This window comes from Pseudomonas frederiksbergensis, assembly GCF_003732275.1.
In the GTDB taxonomy this organism is placed as follows: domain Bacteria; phylum Pseudomonadota; class Gammaproteobacteria; order Pseudomonadales; family Pseudomonadaceae; genus Aquipseudomonas; species Aquipseudomonas frederiksbergensis_H.
Map to the genome: position 1 here is coordinate 117,496 of NZ_MOBM01000012.1, position 21,178 is coordinate 138,673.

18 protein-coding genes are annotated in these 21,178 nt (G+C 61.3%); 7 read left to right on the forward strand and 11 right to left on the reverse strand.

What is annotated here, in order from left to right; translation table 11 throughout:
- Window positions 1–10 precede the first annotated feature (10 nt).
- The 3 genes from BK662_RS08555 to greB are packed head-to-tail and all read left to right on the forward strand — an operon-like array spanning window position 11 to window position 3,743.
- The gene (locus BK662_RS08555; RefSeq protein WP_007899869.1) at window positions 11–694 is read left to right on the forward strand and encodes an ABC transporter ATP-binding protein; all 684 of its coding nucleotides are present in this window, start codon (window positions 11–13) and stop codon (window positions 692–694) included.
- Window positions 694–3,198, forward strand: a complete 2,505-nt coding sequence (locus tag BK662_RS08560; RefSeq protein ID WP_123357708.1) for an ABC transporter permease — start codon at window positions 694–696, stop codon at window positions 3,196–3,198. Before BK662_RS08555 ends, BK662_RS08560 begins: the two co-directional genes overlap by 1 nt.
- Window positions 3,199–3,245: 47 nt before the next feature.
- Window positions 3,246–3,743 carry a transcription elongation factor GreB gene (greB, locus tag BK662_RS08565; protein ID WP_123357709.1) on the forward strand — a complete coding sequence of 166 codons (498 nt, stop codon included), beginning with the start codon at window positions 3,246–3,248 and terminating at the stop codon, window positions 3,741–3,743.
- 18 nt (window positions 3,744–3,761) lie between these two features.
- Here the strand turns inward: greB and BK662_RS08570 are convergent, their stop codons facing one another.
- The 3 genes from BK662_RS08570 to BK662_RS08580 all read right to left on the reverse strand — a co-directional run bounded on the left by BK662_RS08570 (window position 3,762) and on the right by BK662_RS08580 (window position 6,279).
- A complete protein-coding gene (locus tag BK662_RS08570) occupies window positions 3,762–4,070 on the reverse strand; it encodes a class I SAM-dependent methyltransferase (RefSeq protein WP_123357710.1) in 309 nt (102 codons plus the stop codon).
- A gap of 249 nt (window positions 4,071–4,319) precedes the next feature.
- Entirely contained in the window at window positions 4,320–4,754 is a 435-nt protein-coding gene (locus BK662_RS08575; RefSeq protein WP_007899846.1) for a DoxX family protein, read from the reverse strand.
- 103 nt (window positions 4,755–4,857) lie between these two features.
- The gene (locus BK662_RS08580) at window positions 4,858–6,279 is read right to left on the reverse strand and encodes an MltF family protein (RefSeq protein ID WP_123357711.1); all 1,422 of its coding nucleotides are present in this window, start codon (window positions 6,277–6,279) and stop codon (window positions 4,858–4,860) included.
- A 236-nt stretch (window positions 6,280–6,515) separates the two neighbouring features.
- Between BK662_RS08580 and BK662_RS08585 the strand changes: the two genes are divergently transcribed.
- The 3 genes from BK662_RS08585 (at window position 6,516) to BK662_RS08595 (ending at window position 9,570) form a co-directional block, all read left to right on the forward strand.
- The gene (locus BK662_RS08585) at window positions 6,516–7,325 is read left to right on the forward strand and encodes a TatD family hydrolase (protein WP_123357712.1); all 810 of its coding nucleotides are present in this window, start codon (window positions 6,516–6,518) and stop codon (window positions 7,323–7,325) included.
- 206 nt (window positions 7,326–7,531) lie between these two features.
- Window positions 7,532–9,013, forward strand: coding sequence for a methyl-accepting chemotaxis protein (locus BK662_RS08590; protein ID WP_123357713.1), 1,482 nt, complete (start codon window positions 7,532–7,534; stop codon window positions 9,011–9,013).
- 188 nt (window positions 9,014–9,201) lie between these two features.
- Window positions 9,202–9,570 (forward strand): DUF962 domain-containing protein, encoded by a 369-nt coding sequence (locus tag BK662_RS08595; RefSeq protein ID WP_123357714.1) that lies wholly within the window; start codon window positions 9,202–9,204, stop codon window positions 9,568–9,570.
- Here the strand turns inward: BK662_RS08595 and BK662_RS08600 are convergent, their stop codons facing one another.
- The 3 genes from BK662_RS08600 to BK662_RS08615 all read right to left on the reverse strand — a co-directional run bounded on the left by BK662_RS08600 (window position 9,571) and on the right by BK662_RS08615 (window position 11,685).
- The gene (locus tag BK662_RS08600) at window positions 9,571–10,368 is read right to left on the reverse strand and encodes an acyl-CoA thioesterase (RefSeq protein ID WP_123357715.1); all 798 of its coding nucleotides are present in this window, start codon (window positions 10,366–10,368) and stop codon (window positions 9,571–9,573) included. It lies immediately after the preceding gene.
- A 226-nt stretch (window positions 10,369–10,594) separates the two neighbouring features.
- Complete coding sequence (locus BK662_RS08610) at window positions 10,595–11,362, reverse strand: CHAD domain-containing protein (RefSeq protein WP_123357717.1); 768 nt, start codon at window positions 11,360–11,362, stop codon at window positions 10,595–10,597.
- 44 nt (window positions 11,363–11,406) lie between these two features.
- Window positions 11,407–11,685 carry a hypothetical protein gene (locus BK662_RS08615; RefSeq protein ID WP_123357718.1) on the reverse strand — a complete coding sequence of 93 codons (279 nt, stop codon included), beginning with the start codon at window positions 11,683–11,685 and terminating at the stop codon, window positions 11,407–11,409.
- A 219-nt stretch (window positions 11,686–11,904) separates the two neighbouring features.
- On the opposite strand from BK662_RS08615, the gene BK662_RS08620 reads away from it, so the two are divergent.
- Window positions 11,905–12,945: a patatin-like phospholipase family protein gene (locus BK662_RS08620; protein WP_123357719.1), complete on the forward strand. Its 1,041-nt coding sequence runs from the start codon at window positions 11,905–11,907 to the stop codon at window positions 12,943–12,945.
- Window positions 12,946–13,088: 143 nt separating this feature from the next.
- Here BK662_RS08620 and BK662_RS08625 read toward each other — a convergent pair whose 3' ends face one another.
- The 5 genes from BK662_RS08625 to kdpA all read right to left on the reverse strand — a co-directional run bounded on the left by BK662_RS08625 (window position 13,089) and on the right by kdpA (window position 21,170).
- Complete coding sequence (locus tag BK662_RS08625) at window positions 13,089–13,787, reverse strand: response regulator (RefSeq protein ID WP_123357720.1); 699 nt, start codon at window positions 13,785–13,787, stop codon at window positions 13,089–13,091.
- A gap of 46 nt (window positions 13,788–13,833) precedes the next feature.
- Complete coding sequence (locus BK662_RS08630) at window positions 13,834–16,485, reverse strand: DUF4118 domain-containing protein (RefSeq protein ID WP_123357721.1); 2,652 nt, start codon at window positions 16,483–16,485, stop codon at window positions 13,834–13,836.
- 177 nt (window positions 16,486–16,662) lie between these two features.
- Window positions 16,663–17,208 carry a potassium-transporting ATPase subunit KdpC gene (gene kdpC, locus BK662_RS08635; RefSeq protein WP_123357722.1) on the reverse strand — a complete coding sequence of 182 codons (546 nt, stop codon included), beginning with the start codon at window positions 17,206–17,208 and terminating at the stop codon, window positions 16,663–16,665.
- A 199-nt stretch (window positions 17,209–17,407) separates the two neighbouring features.
- Window positions 17,408–19,465 (reverse strand): potassium-transporting ATPase subunit KdpB, encoded by a 2,058-nt coding sequence (gene kdpB, locus BK662_RS08640; protein WP_123357723.1) that lies wholly within the window; start codon window positions 19,463–19,465, stop codon window positions 17,408–17,410.
- A gap of 10 nt (window positions 19,466–19,475) precedes the next feature.
- Window positions 19,476–21,170, reverse strand: coding sequence for a potassium-transporting ATPase subunit KdpA (gene kdpA, locus BK662_RS08645; RefSeq protein WP_123357724.1), 1,695 nt, complete (start codon window positions 21,168–21,170; stop codon window positions 19,476–19,478).
- Between the last annotated feature and the right edge of the window lie 8 nt (window positions 21,171–21,178).

The following is a 21,178-nucleotide window of genomic DNA, read 5'->3' on the forward strand; positions in this document are numbered from 1 at the left end:
CGGATTCTCCATGGGCGCAAGCATTCTCACCGCGAAGAACCTCAGCAAAGTGGTTCCGAGCGCGGAAGGTGAACTGACTATCCTGCACGAACTCAGCCTGGAACTGAACAAGGGCGACAGCCTGGCCATCGTCGGCGCTTCCGGTTCCGGCAAGTCCACCCTCCTCGGCCTGCTCGCCGGCCTCGACCTGCCGAGCAGCGGCGAAGTCACCCTCGCCGGGCAAGGCCTGAGCAATCTCGATGAAGACCAGCGAGCGCGTATCCGCGCCGAGCACGTGGGGTTTGTCTTTCAATCATTCCAGTTGCTCGACAGTCTCAACGCTTTGGAAAACGTCATGCTGCCGCTGGAACTCGATGGCCGCAAAGACGCCCGCGAGCGGGCTACCGAACTGTTGCAACGGGTCGGTCTGGGCCAACGCCTGACCCACTCACCGCGCCAGCTTTCCGGTGGCGAGCAACAACGCGTAGCGATTGCCCGGGCGTTTGCCGCCGAGCCCGATGTGCTGTTCGCCGATGAACCCACCGGCAACCTCGACAGCCACACCGGCGAGCGCATCAGCGATCTGCTGTTCGAACTCAACCAGGAAAGCGGCACGACCCTGGTGCTGGTGACCCACGACGAACGCCTGGCACATCGCTGCCGGCGCCTGATCCGCCTTGAAGCCGGCCTGCTGGTCGCCCCTCTGGAGCCTTGATGGCACGCTTGCCGCTGTTGCGCCTGTTCAGTCTCGCCATCCGCCAACTGCTGCGCGATGCCCGCGCCGGTGAGTTGCGCGTGTTGTTCTTCGCCTTGCTGGTGGCGGTGGCGGCAAGTACCGCCATCGGTTACTTCGGTGCCCGCCTGAACGGCGCCATGATGCTGCGCGCCACCGAGTTTCTCGGTGCCGACCTGGTGCTCGAAGGCAGCTCGCCGGCGCGACCCGAACAGATCAGAAGCGGCACGGAGCTGGGCCTTGAGCACGCTCAGGTGGTGGAGTTTTCCAGCGTCATCGCCACTGACAACGGCATTCAGCTGTCCAGTATCAAAGCCGCCGATGACGTCTACCCGTTGCGCGGCGAACTGAAAAGCGCCCCAGCACCCTTCGCGCCGGAAGAACCCGGTGGCGGCCCGAAACCCGGCGAAGCCTGGGTCGAAGCGCGACTGCTGACCGCACTGGACTTGAAGATCGGCGACAGCATCGATGTCGGCATGAAAACCCTGACGCTGGCGCGAGTGCTGACCTACGAACCGGATCGCGCCGGTAATTTCTACAGCCTGACGCCACGGGTGCTGATCAACCTCGGCGACCTTGAGGCCACCGGCGTGGTGCAACCCGGCAGCCGGGTCAGTTACCGCGAACTCTGGCGCGGCAAAGCCGAGGCGCTGGAAACCTATCGTCAGCTGATCAAGCCAGGCCTGGCGGCCAACCAACGCATACAGGATGCCCGGGACGGCAACCGACAGATCGGCGGAGCCCTGGGCAAGGCCGAACGTTATTTGAACATGGCCAGTTTGGTGGCGGTTCTGCTGTCCGGCGTGGCGGTGGCGTTGTCGGCTACACGTTTCGCCACTCGCCGATTCGATGCCAGTGCATTGCTGCGCTGCCTGGGCCTGTCCCGTCGGGAAACCATGGTGCTGTTCAGTCTGCAACTGACCGTACTCGGACTGCTCGCCAGCATCAGCGGCGCCCTGCTCGGCTGGCTGGCGCAGCTCGGGCTGTTTGCACTGCTGCGTGATTTACTGCCAACCGATGTTCCACCGGGAGGCCTGTTCCCGGCCATCGCCGGAATCGGCACCGGGCTGGTCGCGCTGGCCGGGTTCGCCCTGCCGCCACTGGCCGCATTGGGTCGAGTGCCGCCACTGCGCGTGTTGCGTCGCGACATGTTGCCGATTCCGTCCAGCACCTGGATTGTTTATGGCGCGGCATTGGGCGCCCTCGGCCTGATCATGTGGCGCTTGAGCCTGGACCTGTTACTGACCTTCGCCCTGCTCGGCGGCGGTGTGATCGCGGCACTGGTACTGGGCGGCTTGCTGTTGCTGCTATTGAAAAGCTTGCGCCGGATGCTCGCGCGCGCCTCATTGCCATGGCGCCTCGGGTTGGGCCAACTGCTGCGCCATCCACTGGCTGCGGCGGGTCAAGCCCTGGCCTTCGGTTTGATTCTGCTGTCCATGGCATTGATCGCTTTGCTGCGTGGCGAATTGCTCGACACCTGGCAAAACCAGTTGCCGAAAAATGCCCCGAATTATTTCGCCCTGAACATTCTGCCGGCGGACAAACAGGCCTTTACCGATCGACTGATGGAGTTGTCGGCACAATCGGCGCCGCTATACCCGGTGGTACCGGGACGGTTGATCAGCATTAATGGCGAACCAGTGCAGGACATCGTCAGCAAGGATTCGGCCGGCGATCGAGCCATTCAACGCGACCTGAGCCTGACCTGGGCGGCAGACCTGCCGGCGGGCAACAAACTCACCGCCGGCAATTGGTGGGACCAGCAACCTGCGGATGAAATACCCGGCGTGTCGGTGGAAGGTAAAGTCGCCGAAAGCCTCAAACTCAAGCTCGGCGATCACATGGTGTTTACCGTCGGCGGGGTCAATCGGGAGGCGAAAGTCACCAGCCTGCGAGAGATCAACTGGGATAACTTCCAGCCGAACTTTTTCATGATCTTTCAGCCCGGCACCCTGAAGGACTTGCCGGCGACCTACCTGACCAGTTTCTATCTGGCGGCCGGTCACGATCAGCAGATCGTCGACCTGTCCCGCAGCTTTCCGGCAGTGACCATTCTGCAAGTCGAAGCCTTGCTGGCGCAGCTGCGCAGCATCCTCGCTCAAGTCACCCTGGCGGTGGAATACGTGCTGTTGTTTGTGCTGGCGGCGGGGATGGCGGTGTTGTTCTCCGGGTTGCAGGCAACGCTGGATGAACGCATTCGCCAAGGTGCATTGCTGCGAGCGCTGGGTGCCGAACGACAGTTGCTGGTCAGGGCCCGGCGGATCGAGTTCGGCCTGCTCGGCGCGGTCAGCGGGTTGTTGGCGGCACTGGGTTCGGAACTGGTGAGCCTGGTGCTCTACCGCTACGCCTTCGACCTGCCCTGGCACCCGCATCCGTGGCTGTTGGTGTTGCCGCTGATCGGCGCCGTACTGATCGGCGGTGCCGGTGTGTTCGGCACGCGCCGCGCCTTGAACGCCAGCCCCCTGACAGTCTTGCGCGAGGGTTGATAAACTCAAGCGCTCTGATCTCACGTATACAACCACAAGAAGTCGCCATGAGCCGTTATCGCCCTCCCCGCACCGCTGGCACCGCGCTGATCACCCCCGAAGGTGAAGCGCGGATGCGGGCCGAGTTTCATGAACTCTGGCATGTGCGCCGACCGCAAGTGACGCAATCGGTCAGCGAGGCGGCGGCACAGGGCGATCGGTCGGAAAACGCCGAGTACACCTACGGCAAAAAGATGCTGCGCGAGATCGACAGTCGCGTGCGCTTTCTCACCAAACGCCTGGAAGCGCTCAAGGTGGTCAGTGAGAAACCCAGCGATCCGAACAAGGTCTACTTTGGTGCTTGGGTCACAATTGAAGATGAACACGGCAAGGAGTCGCGCTATCGCATCGTCGGGCCGGATGAGCTGGATTTGAAACAAGGCCTGATCAGCATCGACTCACCGTTGGCGCGCGCCCTGATCGGCAAGGCGCTGGACGCCGAAGTTCGGGTCCAGACACCGACCGGTGAACAATGCGTGTATATCGTGGCGATCGACTATTTTTGAGCCGCAGCGCCATGAATCTCAGCGACGGGTAATCAACCCCTGACGAGCCACGCGAGTCAGCTGCCTGATCACTTCAGGCGCATCCTCGGCGTTGGGCGCCAGAATTACCGCCAGATCGAAACTGTCGTTGGCAAACCGTGCCAGTGACTCGCCGTCGTCGACAAACTGAATCAGGAAGGCAGCAGGCCCACCGGTACGACGTGGCCAGCCATCGAGGTAACGCAAAAGCGTCGGCTGATGTTTACCGCCAAGCAGGATTTTTGGATTGCGCTGGGTGAGGTGTGCCGTGATCGGCGCGGGGCGTACAACGGGGCTTAATGCATTCATTGTGTCGTGTCTCTGCCTCAAAAGTCTGCATGGCAGGTGAGAGGCAACACCGAACCAGCGCTTTAGCGGTATTTCGAAGCCTGTTTCAAGCTTCTATCGGCAACTGAATGAGTCACCTGGCGCCCCGCAAGTAGCTGTTTAAATCGGCGCATGGGCAGCATCCTAGAGAAGCTGACCGGACAGTGTCAAGAATCACCAGCAACAAAAAAGGCCTGCACGGTGCAGGCCTTTTTTGTTGAACCAGAGCGGTCAGTTGGTGATGGCGCGGTCGACCGACAGCTTGCCTGCACCTTCGATCAGCACCGCGAGGCTGCCACCGAGCAAAGCCAGGGCGAATTCATAACCGTTGTTAGCCATGAACAGACCGTTGCTGATATGCACCGTGAAGATAGCCACCAGCGAAAGGAAGGTCAGCCCCAGCGCTGCCGGGCGTGCCAGCAGGCCGATGATCAGTGCCAGACCGCCGAAGAACTCGGTACCACCCGCCAGGATCGCCATCAGGTGACCAGGTGCCAGCCCGATGCTTTCCATGTACTGCGCGGTGCCGGCAATGCCGTAGCCGCCGAATGCACCGAAGAGTTTCTGTGAGCCATGGGCCGCGAAGATGATGCCGACGAAAATACGCAGAATCGTCAGACCGTAGCCCGCGCGGGTGAACAGTACCTTGTTGATCAGAGTGCTCATGCTGTGTCATCCATTGTGAGTGTGTGTTGGTTGGCCGCTATATTAATCAGTAAAACTCATGTTAAAAGCGCAAAAAACGCACCATAACTATCAGTTTAGTCGATCATTTCCGTGAGGCCACTTTTTGCCCCTGGGGCTCCAACGACTCCCGCTCCCGATCGAACGCCAAGTAATACTTGTTCACGCTATTAACATAGCTGACAGCCCCCATTCCCACCTGCTCCATGGCGATGCGCTCGACCTGGAAAAACCACTGATTAGGATTCAAGCCACGTCGTCGGGCTTCGGCGCGCATCCCTTGAACCCGCTCCGGTCCCATGTTGTAGGCCGCCAGCACGAATGCCATGCGCTCGCGCTCATTGAGTTTGGGGCTGGCAAAAAACTTGCGGCGGATCATCGCCAGGTACTTGGCCCCGGCCTGCACATTGGCGTCGAGGTTCTGAATATTACTGACACCAACCCGTTGCGCCGCGGACGGGGTGATTTGCATCAGGCCGGTGGGGCCGCTACCGCTTCTGGCGTTGGGTTGCAGCGCCGACTCCTTGAAGGCCAGCGCCGCCAGATTCAGCCAGTCCATGCCTTGGGCTTCAGCGTGTTTTTGCAGCACCGGTCGAAGTTTTTCCAGACGCTGCCGATCCGCCTTGGCCAAGGGATAATGCACTTGATACAAACGTCGATAGATCCGCAAGAACGCCGCATCCTGGTCCGATGGCTTCTTGTAGGTGGTCAGGAAGCGATCGATGCTCGAACGCAGCATCGAGGCGTCGCGGCGCACGAACCAGTATTCTTCGCCTGGTTCGCTGATAAGAACCTGACGATCAAAGCGCAATTTAGGCAGAATCTTGCCCCAGCGTTCGGCAATCGGTTGCTCGACAATCGTCAGATGAAAGATCCCGCCCTGGACCATTTCCAGCACGTCCTCGACCGCCAGGCTTGGATCGACCCACTCGATCTTTACCGCAGGCAATTTGTGCAGCGCGAGTTTCTGATTGATCTGACTGACCGCATCCCCCGCGGCACTGCCGGTGGGCAATGCCAGGGTTTTACCTGAGAGTTGTTCGAGACGGGTGTAACGTCGTTCGCCTTTGATCCCCACCAGCAGCAACGGCACATTGCTGGCAATCGGTTGACTGGTGCTGACCGCGAGGCCCGATTGCGGATCAAGCAATTCCCCCGGCGCGACCAGATCACCCTCCCCGCGCTGCAACGCGCCGAGCAGTTGATCCTTGGCTTTGGGAATGATCTTGAGGGTGATTTCCTGGCCATCGCGGGCATGGCCATTGAGGTATTGTTCGAAAGCCCGCAGGCGGTGGTATTCGACACCGATGGCCTGGCCCTGGACTTCACCAGAGCTGTTGCGGCTCTGGTTGACCAACACCCGCAACACGCGACTGCTGCGAATCTCCGCCAGATCGCGGACCTTGGCCGCGGGCACGGCTTGCAACGGCCCGGCCAGACGCGCAACCGCCGGCATTGGCAGCAGCAACGAACAACACAGCAGTAACAAAACCGAGGGACGAATCATCCACTCTCCGGAAAGAATACTGGCCGACCTCATGGGTGATTTCATGATGTCGAGCGACAGAAACAGAGCGCTTGAAGCGCTGATAAAGTGCGAGAGAGTGGCACAGTGATAGCAAATCCACCAATCCGACCTGTCTCGCGGCCTCAACAGACAGCTTTAACTGGTTGTAGTTCTTGGTTTTTCTTATAAATCTACAGCTCTGATATGCTTTCCGGCCTTTGGTCCGAGGTAGCACCATGCAACTCATCGATATCGGCGTCAACCTGACCAACCCCAGTTTCGCCGACAAACACCAGGCTGTACTCGACCGTGCCTATGCTGCCGGAGTCTGCCAATTGGTGCTCACCGGGACCAGCGTCGAGGGCAGCGAACAGGCCCTGGAGTTGCGCCAGCAGCTGGACGAAAGCGCTCAACGGCTGTTCGCCACGGCCGGTATTCACCCACACTCGGCCAGCGACTGGAACGCCGACAGTGATCAGCGTCTGCGCAGTTTGCTCAAGGAGCCAAACGTGGTGGCAGTGGGTGAATGCGGCCTCGATTTCAACCGTGACTTCTCGCCCCGCCCGCAACAGGAAAAAGTCCTCGAAGAACATCTGGCGATGGCGGTCGAGCTGCAATTGCCGGTGTTCCTGCATGAGCGCGATGCCAGCCAACGATTGCTGGAGATCCTGCGTGACTACCGCGACCAGTTGCCGGCCGCGGTGGTGCACTGCTTCACCGGTGAAAAAAAGGCGCTGTTCAGCTACCTCGACCTGGATTTGCACATCGGCATCACCGGCTGGATCTGCGATGAGCGTCGGGGCACGCACCTGCATCCGCTGGTCAAAGAGATTAAACGCGGGCGCTTGATGCTCGAGAGCGACGCGCCGTATCTGCTGCCCCGCAGTCTGCGCCCCAAGCCGAAGAACGGTCGCAACGAGCCGGCGTATCTGACTGAAGTGTTGCGTGAGGTGGCGTTGCATCGTGGGGAAAGCCAGGAAGACCTGGCAAACCACACCACAGCATGCGCACGGGCATTCTACGGGTTGCCTTCGATTCCCCAATAACCACAAACCCCCTGTGGGAGCGGGCTTGCTCGCGAAAGCGGCCTGTCAGTCACATTGATGTTGGATGTGCCGCCGTCTTCGCGAGCAAGCCCGCTCCCACATTGGGACTGCGGAGGATGTTGACCCATATCAAGAGTCGAAGCCCTGAATAGCGGCACAATGCTGGCACCTTGCCAAAACTGTTTCCGCTATCAGAGAAGACCTCCATGGGTGCCTGGCTTAGCAACATCTCGCTGAAATACAAATTCTGGGCAGTCAACGCCGTCGCCTTCGTCACCACCCTGTTGCTGGTGCTATACGCCGTGCAGCTCGAACAACAGGCCCGCAGCCATGCCGCCCAGGCGTCAACCCAAGCCCTGGCGCGGTTGCTCAATGCCTGGCCTGCCGGGCAGCCGCTGCCCAAGGCCGATAACCTGCTGACCTTCAATCGCGGGCAGGCGCCGTTGCTGAACGGGCAACCGCTGCTGGAGCTGACCGATACCAACGGTTGGACCGAAATCAACACCATGCCGCTGTTCGGTGAAAACCCGTTGATGGGCGCCGAGGTATTCACTCGCCCTGACGGTCAACAAGCCGCGGTAATTGCCTATGGCCCGAGCCTGAGCCAAGTGTTCGGCGAACGCTTCACCCACTACGCGGTAGCGGTGTTCATCCTGATGCTGGCTATGCTCGGTGCGTCGCAACTGTTGATCCGCTTTCTGCTCAGCCAGCTCAACACCTTGAAAGACGTGATGCTCCACGTCGAGAAAACCGGTGACCTGTCGGCCCGTGTGCCGCTGGCTTGCAAGGATGAAGTCGGGCAGATGGCCAACGCCTTCAACGCCATGCAGGCCGGTTACCAGCGGGTGGTCAACACCGTCGCCAGCACTGCCCGGCAATTGGATGTCGGCGCCGCGCGGCTGGCTTCGAGCATGAACGAGGTGCGTCACGGCATGCTCGGTCAACAAAGCGAAACCGATCAGGCCGCTACGGCGATCAACGAAATGACCGCCACCGTCCATCACATCGCCCAACACGCCGGCGCCACCCGCGACCTCTCGCAAACCGCCGATACCCTGGCGGGCAGCGGCCAGGAAGTGGTCACTCGGGTGCAGAAATCGATTGGCGGGTTGTCCACCGGCGTACAGCAAACGGCCGAGATGATTCAGCGTCTGGCCGAGGACAGCCAAAAGATCAACGGCGTGGTCAGCGTGATCCACAGCATTGCCGAACAGACCAACTTGCTGGCCCTTAACGCCGCCATCGAAGCGGCCCGGGCCGGTGAAATGGGCCGCGGGTTTGCGGTGGTCGCCGATGAAGTGCGTAACCTGGCCAAACGCGTCCAGGCGTCCACCGACGAGATCACCACCATGGTTTCAGCGCTGCAAGCCGGCACTCGCGACGCGGTGGACTTCATGCAGGAAAGCACGTACAAGGCGGACGATTGCATGCAGCAGGCTCAGGAAGCCAGCATGGCCCTGGCCGAAATTACCGGTGCGGTGGCGCAGATGCGTGAAAGCAATACGCAGATCGCGGTGGCGGCCGAGCAGCAGAGCCATGTGGCGGAGGAGATGAATCGGGCGGTGGTGAGCATTCGCGACGTGACCGAAAACACCGTGCAACAGACCGTGAATTCGGCGATCACCAGCAATGAATTAGCGATGTTGGCTGGGGAACTGAGCAAGGCCATCGGGCAGCTCAAGCTTTAGAGATTGCTAAAAGATCGCAGCCTGCGGCAGCTCCTACGGGGGACTGCGATCCGTGTAGGAGCTGCCGCAGGCTGCGATCTTTTTTGCCCATCACACCTATCATGTCGATAGCCAGCCTTGATTCGCCGACGGCTTTCGCCAGGCCTATTCTTCATTCAAGCGCCTCAACGAATCAAAGGATATGCATCATGGGCAAACGTCATCCCAACCTTCCCGCCTGGCAATGGCGAGCGTACCCGCATAATCACCAGCACCCGACCAATCTGGTGTTGCACCTGATTGCCGTGCCGCTGTTCATCGTGGCGTTTTTGCTGATGGTCTCGGGGGTGTTCAGCCTGGATCTGGCGAGCATCGCGATCGGTGTCATCGGCCTGCTCGCCGCCCTGGGCCTGCAACGCCAAGGTCACCGCCTGGAGGCGCAAGCCTCCGAGCCGTTCAGTGATCGCAAAGATGCGGTATCACGCTTGCTGGTCGAACAGTTCCTGACCTTCCCACGGTTTTTCTTCAGTGGAGGTTGGTGGCGCGCCTGGCGTGAACGCCACCGTCGTCGTCACTGATCAGGCGAAAATCGTTACAGTCTGCCGGCTCATGGCGATCAACTGACCGTCTTCGCTCCACAGTTTTGCGGCGGCGTGCCCGTAGCCGTCAGCGGCATACTCGATTTCCACCAGATACTTGCACCAGTCCAGCGTGCTCAATGCGAGCAACGGCTGGACGAATTCGATGGTCCAGGTCAGCGTGCTGCCTGCCGCCGGTTTCTTCAGATGCGACAACAAGGACGGCGGCCAGGCGTCAACCAGCGCCAGAATATGCGCCTCGTTGACCACCTCGTCCTTCACCTCTCCCCGCAAGCGCACCCAACCGCCCATTTCGCGGGAGGTGTTGCCGGTGAACGGCAGGCCACCGATGCTCCAGCGCATTGCCAAATGACGCATGAATTCCGGGGTCACCCCTTTGATATAGGGCATTTCCTGGCAGTCGTCCCAGTGCTTCATCTCGGGCGCAGCGTTGGCCGTGACCGCCACTTCGGAAGGTCGCGAGGCGCCGAAGCTGCCCTGGACCAACGTCACCACTTGCCCCTTCTGCATCGCCCGGCCCAGTACCTGGCTGACGGCTTTGCCTTCGCGCAGCACATCGACTTCAAAACTGACCGGCACATCGGGCTCGACCGGGCCGACAAAGGTGATTGCCAGCGAGCGCACCGGACGATCCGCCGGAACTTTTGCGCGCATGGCTTCGTATTGCAAGGCGGCTATCAGCCCACCAAAACTCGCTCGCCCCTGACCCCATTCGGCTGGAATAGACAGCTCCTGCGGCTGACTGCGAACAGCGTCGAGCAGATCGGAAAAGTGCATGGAAACCTCAGAGGCAGGAAAATGGATGGAACGATCTTAACCAGCCCGCAAAGCCGACACAGCGCTTATTCCGGCCAAAATCACTGACAGATGAGCCGCGTCTGGCTGAAACAAACTAATGTGGGAGCGAGCCTGCTCGCGATGAGGCCATGACATTCAACATTGATGCTGGCTGTCATGCCGCCATCGCGAGCAGGCTCGCTCCCACATTTGATCTTTAGGGTTTTCAGGATTTGAAGCAGGCGGCACTGAATTTGTCGAGGACGCGGTCGGCGCGCTCTTCGGCCTTGGCCAAGGTGGTTTTCCAGACCGCGACACACGGCTGCAAATCGGGCTCTTCTTTGGCGCGGTCCAGCCACTGCCAGCTGTCGTGCCAATCACCCAAAGCAGCCTGTGCCGATTTCAGTCTGGGCAGGGCCGCTTCCGGCAAGCGATCCAGTTCGGGGTAGGCTTCGATGCCATAGCGCACGCGTTTGATCAGCAGGCGCAGGCGATGGCGGTCATGGGCGGGATCATGCAGGGCCTGGTCGAGTTTCTTCCATTGTTTGCCCAGGCGTTTTTCGATGCGCTTGCGCAAACCCTTGAGCAAGCCCTGACGTTGGGAAGCCCGCAGGAAACGCGGAAAAGCGTCGAGGATCATCAGCATCTGCGCCAGTTCCGGGCTCGCCGCCACGAGGGGATAAGCCTCGGCCATCCGCACCATGCGCCGTTGTGCGGCCTCGGGTTGATCGTGCTCGAGCAAGTACGCCGCCAGCACTTCGCGATCGCGCAACGGCGTGGTCAGGTCACCGACCCGGGATGCCGCCGCTTCCAGTTGCTCGACCCCGGGCAAACCGCGCAAGGGCCGCAGAAGGCTGCGCAAACGCCGCACGGTGGTGCGTAGATCGTGCAGCGCTTCAGCGTCGGTACGAGCACTCAAGCGTGCCTGACAGGCGAGCAGGCGAATGTCCAGGCTCAGCACACGAGCCACCAACCGATCAACCAAGGCAGACATCGCTTGCTCCCTGAATCGAATTCCCCCATTGGCTATAGCATGCTTCAGCGACCGGCGCGAGACTCACGAATGTAGAAGCGCGCCTTCTCGGCCTTCTTGGTACAACCCTCGTATGCTTCGAACTGCTGCTGGGTCTTGGCACCGGTCAGCAACGACAGCGCCTTGGAGTAGCTGACGGTCCCGGCAAAGCCCTCGACCTTGGCCAGGTCCAGCTCATGCCAGGCGGCGTCGAGCTGGCTACCGCAGCTGTCACGGTAAGCGGTTTTACCGGCACAACCGGCGAGTGCCAAGGCAATCAACGGCACACAGATCCAGGCTTTCATCACTCACACCTCAAAGATAATAAACAGTCGTGCAGCTAAGACGGCCTGGCGCGTGAAAAGTGCCTTGGACCCGCAGTGGAAACTATAGCGCTCGCGAGGATACCCATTCGCCTTTATTGAGTGTCAAAAAACGACGCTATCGCCTCGCCGAACGACCATAGCGATTGAAGCTTGCCCCTCGATAGGTGCATTGTTGAACCTTGTCAGAGAGGTCGATTCATGAAAAAGCGTGTCGCACTGGTGTTAGGCTCGGGTGGCGCCCGGGGCTACGCCCATATCGGCGTCATTGAAGAGATCGAACGGCGCGGCTACGACATCGCCTGCATCGCCGGTTGCTCCATGGGCGCGGTGGTCGGCGGGATCTATGCCGCCGGTAAACTCAACGATTATCGCGACTGGATCGAGAGCCTGGATTACCTCGACGTCTTGCGTCTGGTGGACGTCAGCTTTCGCCTGGGCGCAATTCGCGGGGAAAAAGTCTTCGGGCAGATCCGCAAGATCGTCGGCGAGATCAACATCGAAGACCTGCGCATTCCCTACACGGCCGTGGCCACGGACCTGACCAACCAACAGGAAATCTGGTTTCAGGAAGGTTGCCTGCACCAGGCCATGCGCGCCTCGGCGGCGATCCCCAGCCTCTTCACCCCGGTGATGCAGGGCAATCGAATGCTGGTGGACGGCGGTATTCTCAACCCGTTGCCGATCGTGCCGGTGGTGTCGAGCCATTGCGACCTGATCATCGCGGTCAACCTCAACTCCACCAACCAGCGTCACTATCAACTGCCGGTGATCCAGCGCCCGGCCGCGTTCAAGACCCGCTTCGACAGCCTGATCAACTCGCTGGGCTCGAAATTGCCCTTCCGCCGCAAACAGGCCGAACAATTGCTGCTGCTGGAGAAGGAAGCGTTGATGGCAGAAGCGGCCGAGATTAATCCGTGGATCGAATCCGCCGAGCCCGAAGGCCAGCAACCGGCGGCGGCCCCGGAAAGCAACGGCGCACCGAAATCCGCCACCGGGTCGTTCATTATCGACAACGTCGGGCCGGCGTCCTTGCTGGATTTGATCAACCAGAGTTTCGAGGTGATGCAGACGTCATTGGCGCAGTACAAGATTGCCGGGTATCCGCCGGATATCCTGATCAACGTGCCTAAGCGGGTGTGCCGGTTTTTCGAGTTCTACAAGGCGCCGGAGTTGATCGCGCTGGGGCGCGAGATTGCGCGCGATACGCTGGATCGGTATGAGAATGAGCGGGAGTCTTGAGGTTCTCGGGTGAATCAAAGGCCCCATCGCGAGCAGGCTCGCTCCCACAGTGGATTTAAGTGATACACAAATTTTGTGACCACCGAAGATCAAATGTGGGAGCGAGCCTGCTCGCGATGGGGCCAGATAATCCACCACAAAAATTAAAGGCTACCCTCACTCAAAAGCCGATACCCCACCCCCGCTTCGGTGACGATGAACCGTGGCTGAGTCGGATCATCCGCCAGTTTTTGCCGCAGGTGCCCCACCACAATCCGCAGATAGTGGCTGTCCTCGGTATGGGTCGGGCCCCAGATGTCCTTGAGCAATTGCTGCTGGGTGATGACCCGTCCCGGATGCCGCGCCAGTTGCGCCAGTACCGCATATTCCTTGCGCGTCAGCGCCACTTCGGTGCCGTCCAACAGCACCCGGCGATAAGCCAGGTCCACGGTGAGCGGACCGAAGCTGAGCGCCGCTTCCTGGGCCTCACCCGTCGGCGCCTGACGCAGCAAGGCGCGCACTCGGGCCAGAAACTCCTGGATGCCGAACGGCTTGGTCACGTAGTCGTTGGCGCCGCCATCCAGGGCTTGTACTTTTTGCCCTTCGCTGGCGCGCACCGACAGCACCAGTACCGGCACCGTCGACCACTCGCGAAACTCGCGTAGCACCTGTTGGCCGTCCATGTCCGGCAGGCCGAGGTCGAGCACCAGCAGGTCGGGTTTGTTCAGCGCGGCTTGGGCCAGGCCTTCCGTGCCGGTGCCGGCCTCCAGCACTTTGTAGCCTTGGGAGGCGAGGCTGATGCGCAGGAATTTGCGAATCTGCGGTTCATCATCGATGACCAAAATGGTCGCGGTCTGGCTCATGAATTCATATCAACACAAAGAAGTGGCAAGAGTAGCGCAGGCGAGTTCAGGCTTCACTGTCCAATCCTGGCTGAGTCTGCAGCGGCAGGTGCAACGTGATGCAGGTGCCGCGTCCTTCGATGCCATCGGCGACGCTGATCCGCCCGCCATGAGCACCGACCATGCCCTGACAGATCGCCAGCCCCAAACCGGTGCCCTGCCCGCCGCGATCACCGCGAGCGGCGGTGTAGAACATGTCGAAAACTTTCGCCCGTTCCTCCTCTGGAATCCCTGGCCCCTCATCGCTCACCGAAAAAAACAGCTCGCTGTCATTGACCCCGGCACACAACTCAAGACGCCCGTGGGGCGGTGAGAATCGCGCGGCGTTTTCCAGCACATTGACCAGCGCTTGCTCGATCAACGCGGCATGCACATAGAGCAGCGGCAGTTCGGCCGGCACCTCGGTAATGACTTGCAACGACGCCAGTACCGCGCGCAGACGATTGAGCGCACTGCCGACGATGTCTGCCGGCGACACCCAATCGCGCGCCAGCTTCAGGGCGCCGTGACCGAGGCGAGTCATGTCCAGCAGGTTTTGAATGTAACGATCCAGCCGTTCGGCTTCATCGCGGGTGCCTTCTAGCAGTTCGCGGCGGTCCTCCAAGGGAATCGCCTCGCCAAGCGCCAGCAGGCTGTCAATGCTGCCGCGCATGGAAGTCAGTGGCGTGCGCAAATCGTGGGACACCGAGGCCAGCAACGCGCTGCGCAGTTGCTCGGTTTCACCATGCAAGCGCGCCGCCTCAAGGTCATCGGCCAGTTGTGCGCGGGCCAACGCCTGGGCCAGCGGTTGGCTCAGTGCGGTCAGCAGGCGCCGACGCTGGCCGCTCAGGGTCTGACCTTCTTTGGCGCACACACCGAGCAGTGCCAGCGGCCCATCGTCCACCGACAACGGCCACCACCACCAGCGCCCGAACGGCAAGGTGCCGGTGCCCGCGCCGGCCGGTTGGTCATGTTGCCAGGCCCAATCGGCGGCGGCGCGCTCGGCTTCGGAGAACTCCAGCGGCCCACCGGTTTCGACTTTCCAGCCGTTTTGGCCATCGCGATTGAGCAGGCACAGTTTCAGGTCAGTCCAGCCATTGAGGTGCTGGGCCGCAGCGCTGACCACGGCCTGACGGTCGGTGGCGGCGGTGAGTTTGCGCGACAGGTCGAGCAGTTCGCTGGTTTCTTCCTGGGTGTCGCGCAAGGCCTGCAATTGTCGCCGTTGTCGCGCCGCCAGGTTGCCGGTGAGGGCCGCCATCAACAGGAAGAACAGCAAGGTCAGCACGTCTTCTTCACGCTGGATGCTGAAGGAGAAAGTCGGCGGAATGAATAGAAAGTCATAGGTCAGAAATGACAGCGCCGCGCAGGCCAGCGCCGGGCCGAGGCTGCTGCGCACCGCCACCAGCAACACCGCCGCGAGGAACACCAGCGAGATGTTCGGCAATGGCAGAGCACTCGCCACCGCCCAGGCCAGGGCACTGGCGAGCACCGTCGCCAGCAGCGCCAACGCGTAGTCGAACCAGACCAACGATTGCGCCGAGTGTTGGCGCGGTTGATGCTGTTCGTGATCGCTGTCGAGCACGTTGATTTCCAGCCCGCGAGCATCGCGCAGTAAACGTGAGGCCAGACCGCCACCGAACAACCGTCGACGCAACCGCTGGCGGGACTGTCCCACCAATATCAGACTGGCTCGACGTTCGGCGACGTGCTGGATCAAAGTTTTCACCACCTCACCGGCGCGCAGCAACACCACTTCCCCGCCGAGGCGTTCGGCCAGTTGCTGAGCGTTTTGCAGGCGCAGGCGCGACTGCTCGTCGCGCACACGGCCGTTGTCCACATGCACCAGGCTCCACGGCAAATGCCGGCGCTGGGCCACACGACTGGCGTGACGCACCAGACGTTCGGCCTGAGCATCGCCATCGACCCCTACCAGCAAACGACCGCGCACGGCCGGCGCGGCCTGCCCCAACTGGCGATAACCCTGCGCCAGATCGTCATCGACCTGAGCCGCAGCGGTTTGCATCGCCAGTTCGCGCAAGGCGGTGAGGTTGGTCTGGGTGAAGAACGCATCGATGGCCGCCCGCGCCTGCTCTGGCACGTAGACCTTGCCGTCGCGCAGACGCTCCAGCAACTCACGCGGCGGCAGGTCGATCAGCAGCAACTCGTAGGCTTCTTGCAACACCCAGTCCGGCAGGGTTTCGCGAACCTGTACGCCGGTGATGCCGCGCACCTGATCGTTGAGGCTTTCCAGATGCTGGACGTTGACCGTGGTGAACACGTCGATGCCGGCGGCCAGCAATTCCTGGATGTCTTGCCAGCGTTTGGCGTGACGACTGCCGGGGGCATTGCTGTGGGCCAGTTCGTCCACCAGCACCAGTTTCGGTTTGGCTTTGATCAGACCGTCGAGGTCCATTTCTTCGAGCATCACGCCGCGGTATTCCGAGCGCACCAACGGCTGCTGCGGCAAGCCGGCCAGTAGCGCTTCGGTTTCGGCGCGACCATGGGTTTCGACCACCCCGGCCATGACTTTCACACCCTGGCGCAGTTGAGTGTGGGCGGCCTGCAGCATGGCGTAGGTCTTGCCCACCCCTGGCGCTGCGCCAAGGAACACCTTGAGCCGGCCACGGCCATCGCGGGGCAGGTCTGCTAACAGCGCGTCGGCGCGGCCGGAGTTGCTCATGCTTGGGGATCTCTTTTTTTCAGATGTTGATGTGGTGCCTGCGAAGCCGTCATCGCGAGCAGGCTCGCTCCCACAATTAGATAGCTGTCGTATAGATAGCTGTCGTATGCACAAATTTGTGGTCAATGAAGATCCCCTGTGGGAGCGAGCCTGCTCGCGATTGGCCGCACCACCGATCTACAACTTTTCCAGCGCCCTATTCAGCGCCAACACATTCACTACCGGTGGCCCCACCAGCGGCTGCTCGATGTGCGCGTCCATTAGTTGCTCAAGCGTAGACACTGGCAGATTGCGCGCTGCCGCGACTCGCGCCAGTTGATAGGCAATCGCGGCCGGTGGCAAGTGCGGATCGAGGCCGCTGCCGGAGGTGGTCAGCATGGCCAACGGCACCGGACCCTGCCCTGGCACCTGCAATTTATTGGCCTCGTCGATAACCCGAGTGCCCAGCGCTGGATTGCTTGGCGAGAGGTTGCTGGCGCTGCTCGACACGGTGGCAAAGGCACCGGCCGATGGCCGTGGATGGAACCAGGCGTCGCCGACGAAATCCTGGGCGATCAGCGACGAACCGCGGACCTTGCCGTCGGTGTCGCGCACCAGGCTGCCGTTGGCCTGGTCAGGGAAGGCGACCTGGGCGACGCCGGTGACCACCAAGGGGTAAGCGACGCCGGTGATCAGGGTCATCAGCACCAGTAGGCTCAGGGCCGGACGTATCAGTGTGGACATTTCAAAATCCTCGAATTCAGTGGAGACACACACATCACCTGTGGCGAGGGAGCTTGCTCCCGCTCGGCTGCGCAACAGTCGTAAACCCGGCAAATGCAGTGTGCCTGAATACATACGGTGGACTGGTTTGGGGCCGCTTCGCAGCCCAGCGGGAGCAAGCTCCCTCGCCACAAAAAAGCCCCTACTCCAGCGACAGCCGTCAAACCAGATGCAACGCCGTCAACAGCATGTCGATCGCCTTGATGCCCACGAACGGCACCAGAATCCCGCCCAGCCCATAGATCAGCAGATTGCGCCGCAGCAACGCCGCCGCGCTCACCGCCTGCACCCGCACACCGCGCAGCGCCAGCGGAATCAGCACCACAATGATCAACGCGTTGAACACAATCGCCGACAGGATCGCGCTCTGCGGACTGCTCAGGTGCATGACGTTGAGCACACCCAGTTGCGGGTAGATCGAGGCGAACAACGCCGGCAGGATCGCGAAATACTTGGCCACGTCGTTGGCGATGGAAAAGGTCGTCAGCGCACCGCGGGTCACCAGCAATTCCTTGCCGATTTGCACCACGTCCAACAGCTTGGTCGGATCGCTGTCAAGGTCGACCATGTTCGCCGCCTCACGCGCTGCTTGCGTACCATCGTTCATCGCCATGCCGACGTCCGCCTGGGCCAGGGCCGGGGCGTCGTTGGCACCGTCGCCGCACATGGCGACCAGGCGCCCGTCGTTCTGCTCGTGACGAATGCGCGCCAGTTTTTTCTCCGGCGTGGCTTCGGCCAGCACATCATCCACGCCTGCTTCGGCGGCAATCGCGGCGGCGGTCAGCGGATTGTCACCAGTGACCATGACCGTGCGAATCCCCAGCTTGCGCAGCTCGGCGAAACGCTCACGGATGCCAGGCTTGACCACGTCCTTGAGGTGGATAACACCGAGCAATTTTCCGTCAACGCAGACCAGCAACGGCGTGCCGCCACTCTGAGCAATCTTGTCGATTTCCCGGGACAGAGGCGCGGCCAGATCGGCGCGTTTCAGGCCGACGAAGGTCAGCAGCGAATCCACCGCACCTTTGCGATAGACCCGGCCCTGATAGTCGACACCAGACAAGCGGGTTTCAGCGCTGAACGGCACAGCGGTCAGTACATCAGCGGACGGCTCAGGTTGCGGGTGAAGACCGCGCAGGTAGTCGACGATGGATTTGCCTTCAGCCGTGTCATCGGCCAAGGAGGCAAACAACGCGCCCTCGGCCAGTTCCTTGGCAGTGACACCAGGCGCGGCATAGACCGCTGAGCAGCGACGGTTGCCGAAGGTGATGGTGCCGGTCTTGTCCAGCAGCAGGACGTGAACGTCCCCCGCCGCTTCCACGGCGCGACCGGACTTGGCGATCACATTCAGGCGCACCAGACGGTCCATCCCGGCGATACCGATGGCCGACAACAAACCGCCGATAGTGGTCGGAATTAGCGTGACCAATAACGCCACCAGGAACACCAGCGGCAGGCTGCCGTTGGCGAAGTGAGCGAACGGTTGCAGGGTCACCACTACCAACAGAAAGATCAGGGTCAGGCCGATCAGCAGGATATCCAGCGCCACTTCGTTGGGGGTTTTCTGGCGTTTGGCGCCTTCGACCAGCGCAATCATGCGGTCGAGAGTCGACTCGCCGGGGTTGGCGGTGATGCGCACCAGCAGCCAATCGGACACCAGTCGGGTGTTGCCGGTGACAGCCGAGCGGTCGCCGCCGGATTCGCGAATCACCGGCGCCGATTCACCGGTAATTGCCGCTTCGTTGACCGCCGCGATACCTTCGATCACCTCGCCGTCACCGGGGATCATCTCCCCCGCTTCGACGCGCACCACATCGTCCTTGCGCAGACTCGTCGCGGGCACCACTTGAAAGCTGCCATTGGCGCTTTTGCGCCGGGCACTCAAGCCTTCGCTGCCGGCCTTGAGGCTGTCGGCGCGGGCCTTGCCGCGACCTTCGGCCAGCGCTTCGGCGAAGTTGGCAAACAGCACGGTGAACCACAGCCACAACGCGATTTGCGCGGCGACGAAAGTCGGCACGGCGTTGTCGGGAATGAAGCACAGCACCGTGGTCAGAATCGCGGTCAGTTCGACCACCAGCATCACCGGCGCACGCTGCAACTGCCGTGGGTCGAGCTTGACGAACGCTTGCACCAGCGCCGGACGCCAGAGGGCCGAGATCGCGGTTTTCGGTTGTTCCGGCGCCTTGACGACGGCGGCTTTAGTTGCGGGCATATTCATCATCAGCTCCTCAGAAGCCTAAACTCAGATGTTCAGCAATCGGACCCAACGCCAGCGTCGGTAAGAACGTCAAACCACCCACCAGCAAAATGGTCACGGTCAATAGCGTCACGAACAGCGGGCCATGGGTCGGAAAGCTGTTCTGGCCGATCGGCGCGGTTTTCTTCATCGCCAGGCTGCCGGCCAGGGCCAGAACCGGGAGGATGTAACCGAAGCGCCCGATCAACATGCCGAAGCCCAGCATCAGGTTGTGGAACGCTGTGTTCGCCCCAAATCCAGCAAACGCCGAACCGTTGTTGGCACTGGCCGAGGTGTAGGCATAAAGCAACTGACTGAAACCGTGAGCGCCGGGGTTACTCACCGCCGCAACCGGGCCTGGCAGGCTGGCGGCAATCGCGCCGAGCACCAGCACACCCACCGGCATCACCAACAAGGTCACCACCAGCAGCTGAACTTCCCGGGCTTGCAGTTTCTTGCCGAGGTATTCCGGAGTACGGCCGATCATCAACCCGGCGAGGAACACCGCGATCAGCACGTTGAGCAACATGCCGTAGAGCCCGGCGCCGACGCCACCGAAGATCACTTCGCCGACCATCATGTTGATCATCGCCACCATGCCGCTCAGCGGGTTGAGACTGTCGTGCATGCCATTGACCGAACCGTTCGACGCCGCAGTGGTAGTCACCGACCACAGCACCGTGGCGGTGGTGCCGAAACGCGCTTCCTTGCCTTCCAGCGGCGCGGTCTGTTCGACGGCGACGTTGGCCAGGGTCGGATTGGGTTGGTATTCAGCCCACAGCGACGTCGCGCCGCCGATCAAAAACAGCGCCAGCATGCAGGCGATGATCGCGCGGCTCTGACGCAGGTCTTTCACGTAATGGCCGAAGGTGAACACCAGCGCCACCGGGATCAGAATGATCGAGGAGACTTCGAACAGGTTGCTCCAGGCTGTCGGGTTCTCGAATGGATGCGCCGAGTTGACGCCGAAGAAACCACCGCCGTTGGTACCCAGTTGCTTGATGGCGATCTGGCTGGCAGCCGGGCCGAGCGGGATCACCTGATCGACGCCTTGCATCGTCACGGCGTTCACGTAGTGGGCGAAGGTTTGTGGCACGCCCTGCCAGACCAGGAACAGCGCCAGCAGCAGGCACAACGGCAGCAGGCCGTAGAGGGTGGCGCGGGTCATGTCGACCCAGAAGTTGCCCAGGGTCTTGGTGGATTTGCGACCAATGCCGCGACACAACGCGACCAACACAGCGAGCCCGGTGGCGGCGCTGACGAAGTTCTGCACGGTGAGGCCGACCATCTGACTCAGATAGCTGAGTGTCGCTTCGCCGCTGTAGGACTGCCAGTTGGTGTTGGTCATGAAGCTGACGGCGGTGTTGAACGCTTGAGTCCACTCCTGACCCGGCAGGTTTTGCGGGTTCAGCGGCAAGTGATCCTGGAACAACAGGATCGCAAACAGCAGCAAAAAACCCGCGAGGTTAAAGGCGAGCAAGGCCAAAGTGTATTTCTGCCAGCTCTGTTCGGCCTGCGGATCAACGCCGGCCACTCGATAGCAACCACGTTCCACCGGCCCGAGGATCGGCGAAAGCCAGGTGCGCTGCCCTTCCATCACCTTGTAGTAGAAGCGCCCCAGAAACGGTGCCGGGATCAGCACCACGGCGAAGAAGGCGAGGATCAGCCAATAGTCATAACTGTGCATAGCCGCTC

What these genes read in the sequence shown, in the direction of transcription:
- kdpA (WP_123357724.1), bottom strand. Translation starts at nt 21,170, where the DNA reads ATGCACAGTTATGACTATTGGCTGATCCTCGCCTTCTTCGCCGTGGTG.
- BK662_RS08590 (WP_123357713.1), top strand. Translation starts at nt 7,532, where the DNA reads ATGGGTGCCTGGCTTAGCAACATCTCGCTGAAATACAAATTCTGGGCA.
- BK662_RS08555 (WP_007899869.1), top strand. Translation starts at nt 11, where the DNA reads ATGGGCGCAAGCATTCTCACCGCGAAGAACCTCAGCAAAGTGGTTCCG.
- BK662_RS08580 (WP_123357711.1), bottom strand. Translation starts at nt 6,279, where the DNA reads ATGATTCGTCCCTCGGTTTTGTTACTGCTGTGTTGTTCGTTGCTGCTG.
- BK662_RS08570 (WP_123357710.1), bottom strand. Translation starts at nt 4,070, where the DNA reads ATGAATGCATTAAGCCCCGTTGTACGCCCCGCGCCGATCACGGCACAC.
- BK662_RS08595 (WP_123357714.1), top strand. Translation starts at nt 9,202, where the DNA reads ATGGGCAAACGTCATCCCAACCTTCCCGCCTGGCAATGGCGAGCGTAC.
- kdpB (WP_123357723.1), bottom strand. Translation starts at nt 19,465, where the DNA reads ATGAATATGCCCGCAACTAAAGCCGCCGTCGTCAAGGCGCCGGAACAA.
- kdpC (WP_123357722.1), bottom strand. Translation starts at nt 17,208, where the DNA reads ATGTCCACACTGATACGTCCGGCCCTGAGCCTACTGGTGCTGATGACC.
- BK662_RS08620 (WP_123357719.1), top strand. Translation starts at nt 11,905, where the DNA reads ATGAAAAAGCGTGTCGCACTGGTGTTAGGCTCGGGTGGCGCCCGGGGC.
- BK662_RS08600 (WP_123357715.1), bottom strand. Translation starts at nt 10,368, where the DNA reads ATGCACTTTTCCGATCTGCTCGACGCTGTTCGCAGTCAGCCGCAGGAG.
- BK662_RS08585 (WP_123357712.1), top strand. Translation starts at nt 6,516, where the DNA reads ATGCAACTCATCGATATCGGCGTCAACCTGACCAACCCCAGTTTCGCC.
- BK662_RS08630 (WP_123357721.1), bottom strand. Translation starts at nt 16,485, where the DNA reads ATGAGCAACTCCGGCCGCGCCGACGCGCTGTTAGCAGACCTGCCCCGC.
- BK662_RS08560 (WP_123357708.1), top strand. Translation starts at nt 694, where the DNA reads ATGGCACGCTTGCCGCTGTTGCGCCTGTTCAGTCTCGCCATCCGCCAA.
- BK662_RS08575 (WP_007899846.1), bottom strand. Translation starts at nt 4,754, where the DNA reads ATGAGCACTCTGATCAACAAGGTACTGTTCACCCGCGCGGGCTACGGT.
- BK662_RS08625 (WP_123357720.1), bottom strand. Translation starts at nt 13,787, where the DNA reads ATGAGCCAGACCGCGACCATTTTGGTCATCGATGATGAACCGCAGATT.
- greB (WP_123357709.1), top strand. Translation starts at nt 3,246, where the DNA reads ATGAGCCGTTATCGCCCTCCCCGCACCGCTGGCACCGCGCTGATCACC.
- BK662_RS08610 (WP_123357717.1), bottom strand. Translation starts at nt 11,362, where the DNA reads ATGTCTGCCTTGGTTGATCGGTTGGTGGCTCGTGTGCTGAGCCTGGAC.
- BK662_RS08615 (WP_123357718.1), bottom strand. Translation starts at nt 11,685, where the DNA reads ATGAAAGCCTGGATCTGTGTGCCGTTGATTGCCTTGGCACTCGCCGGT.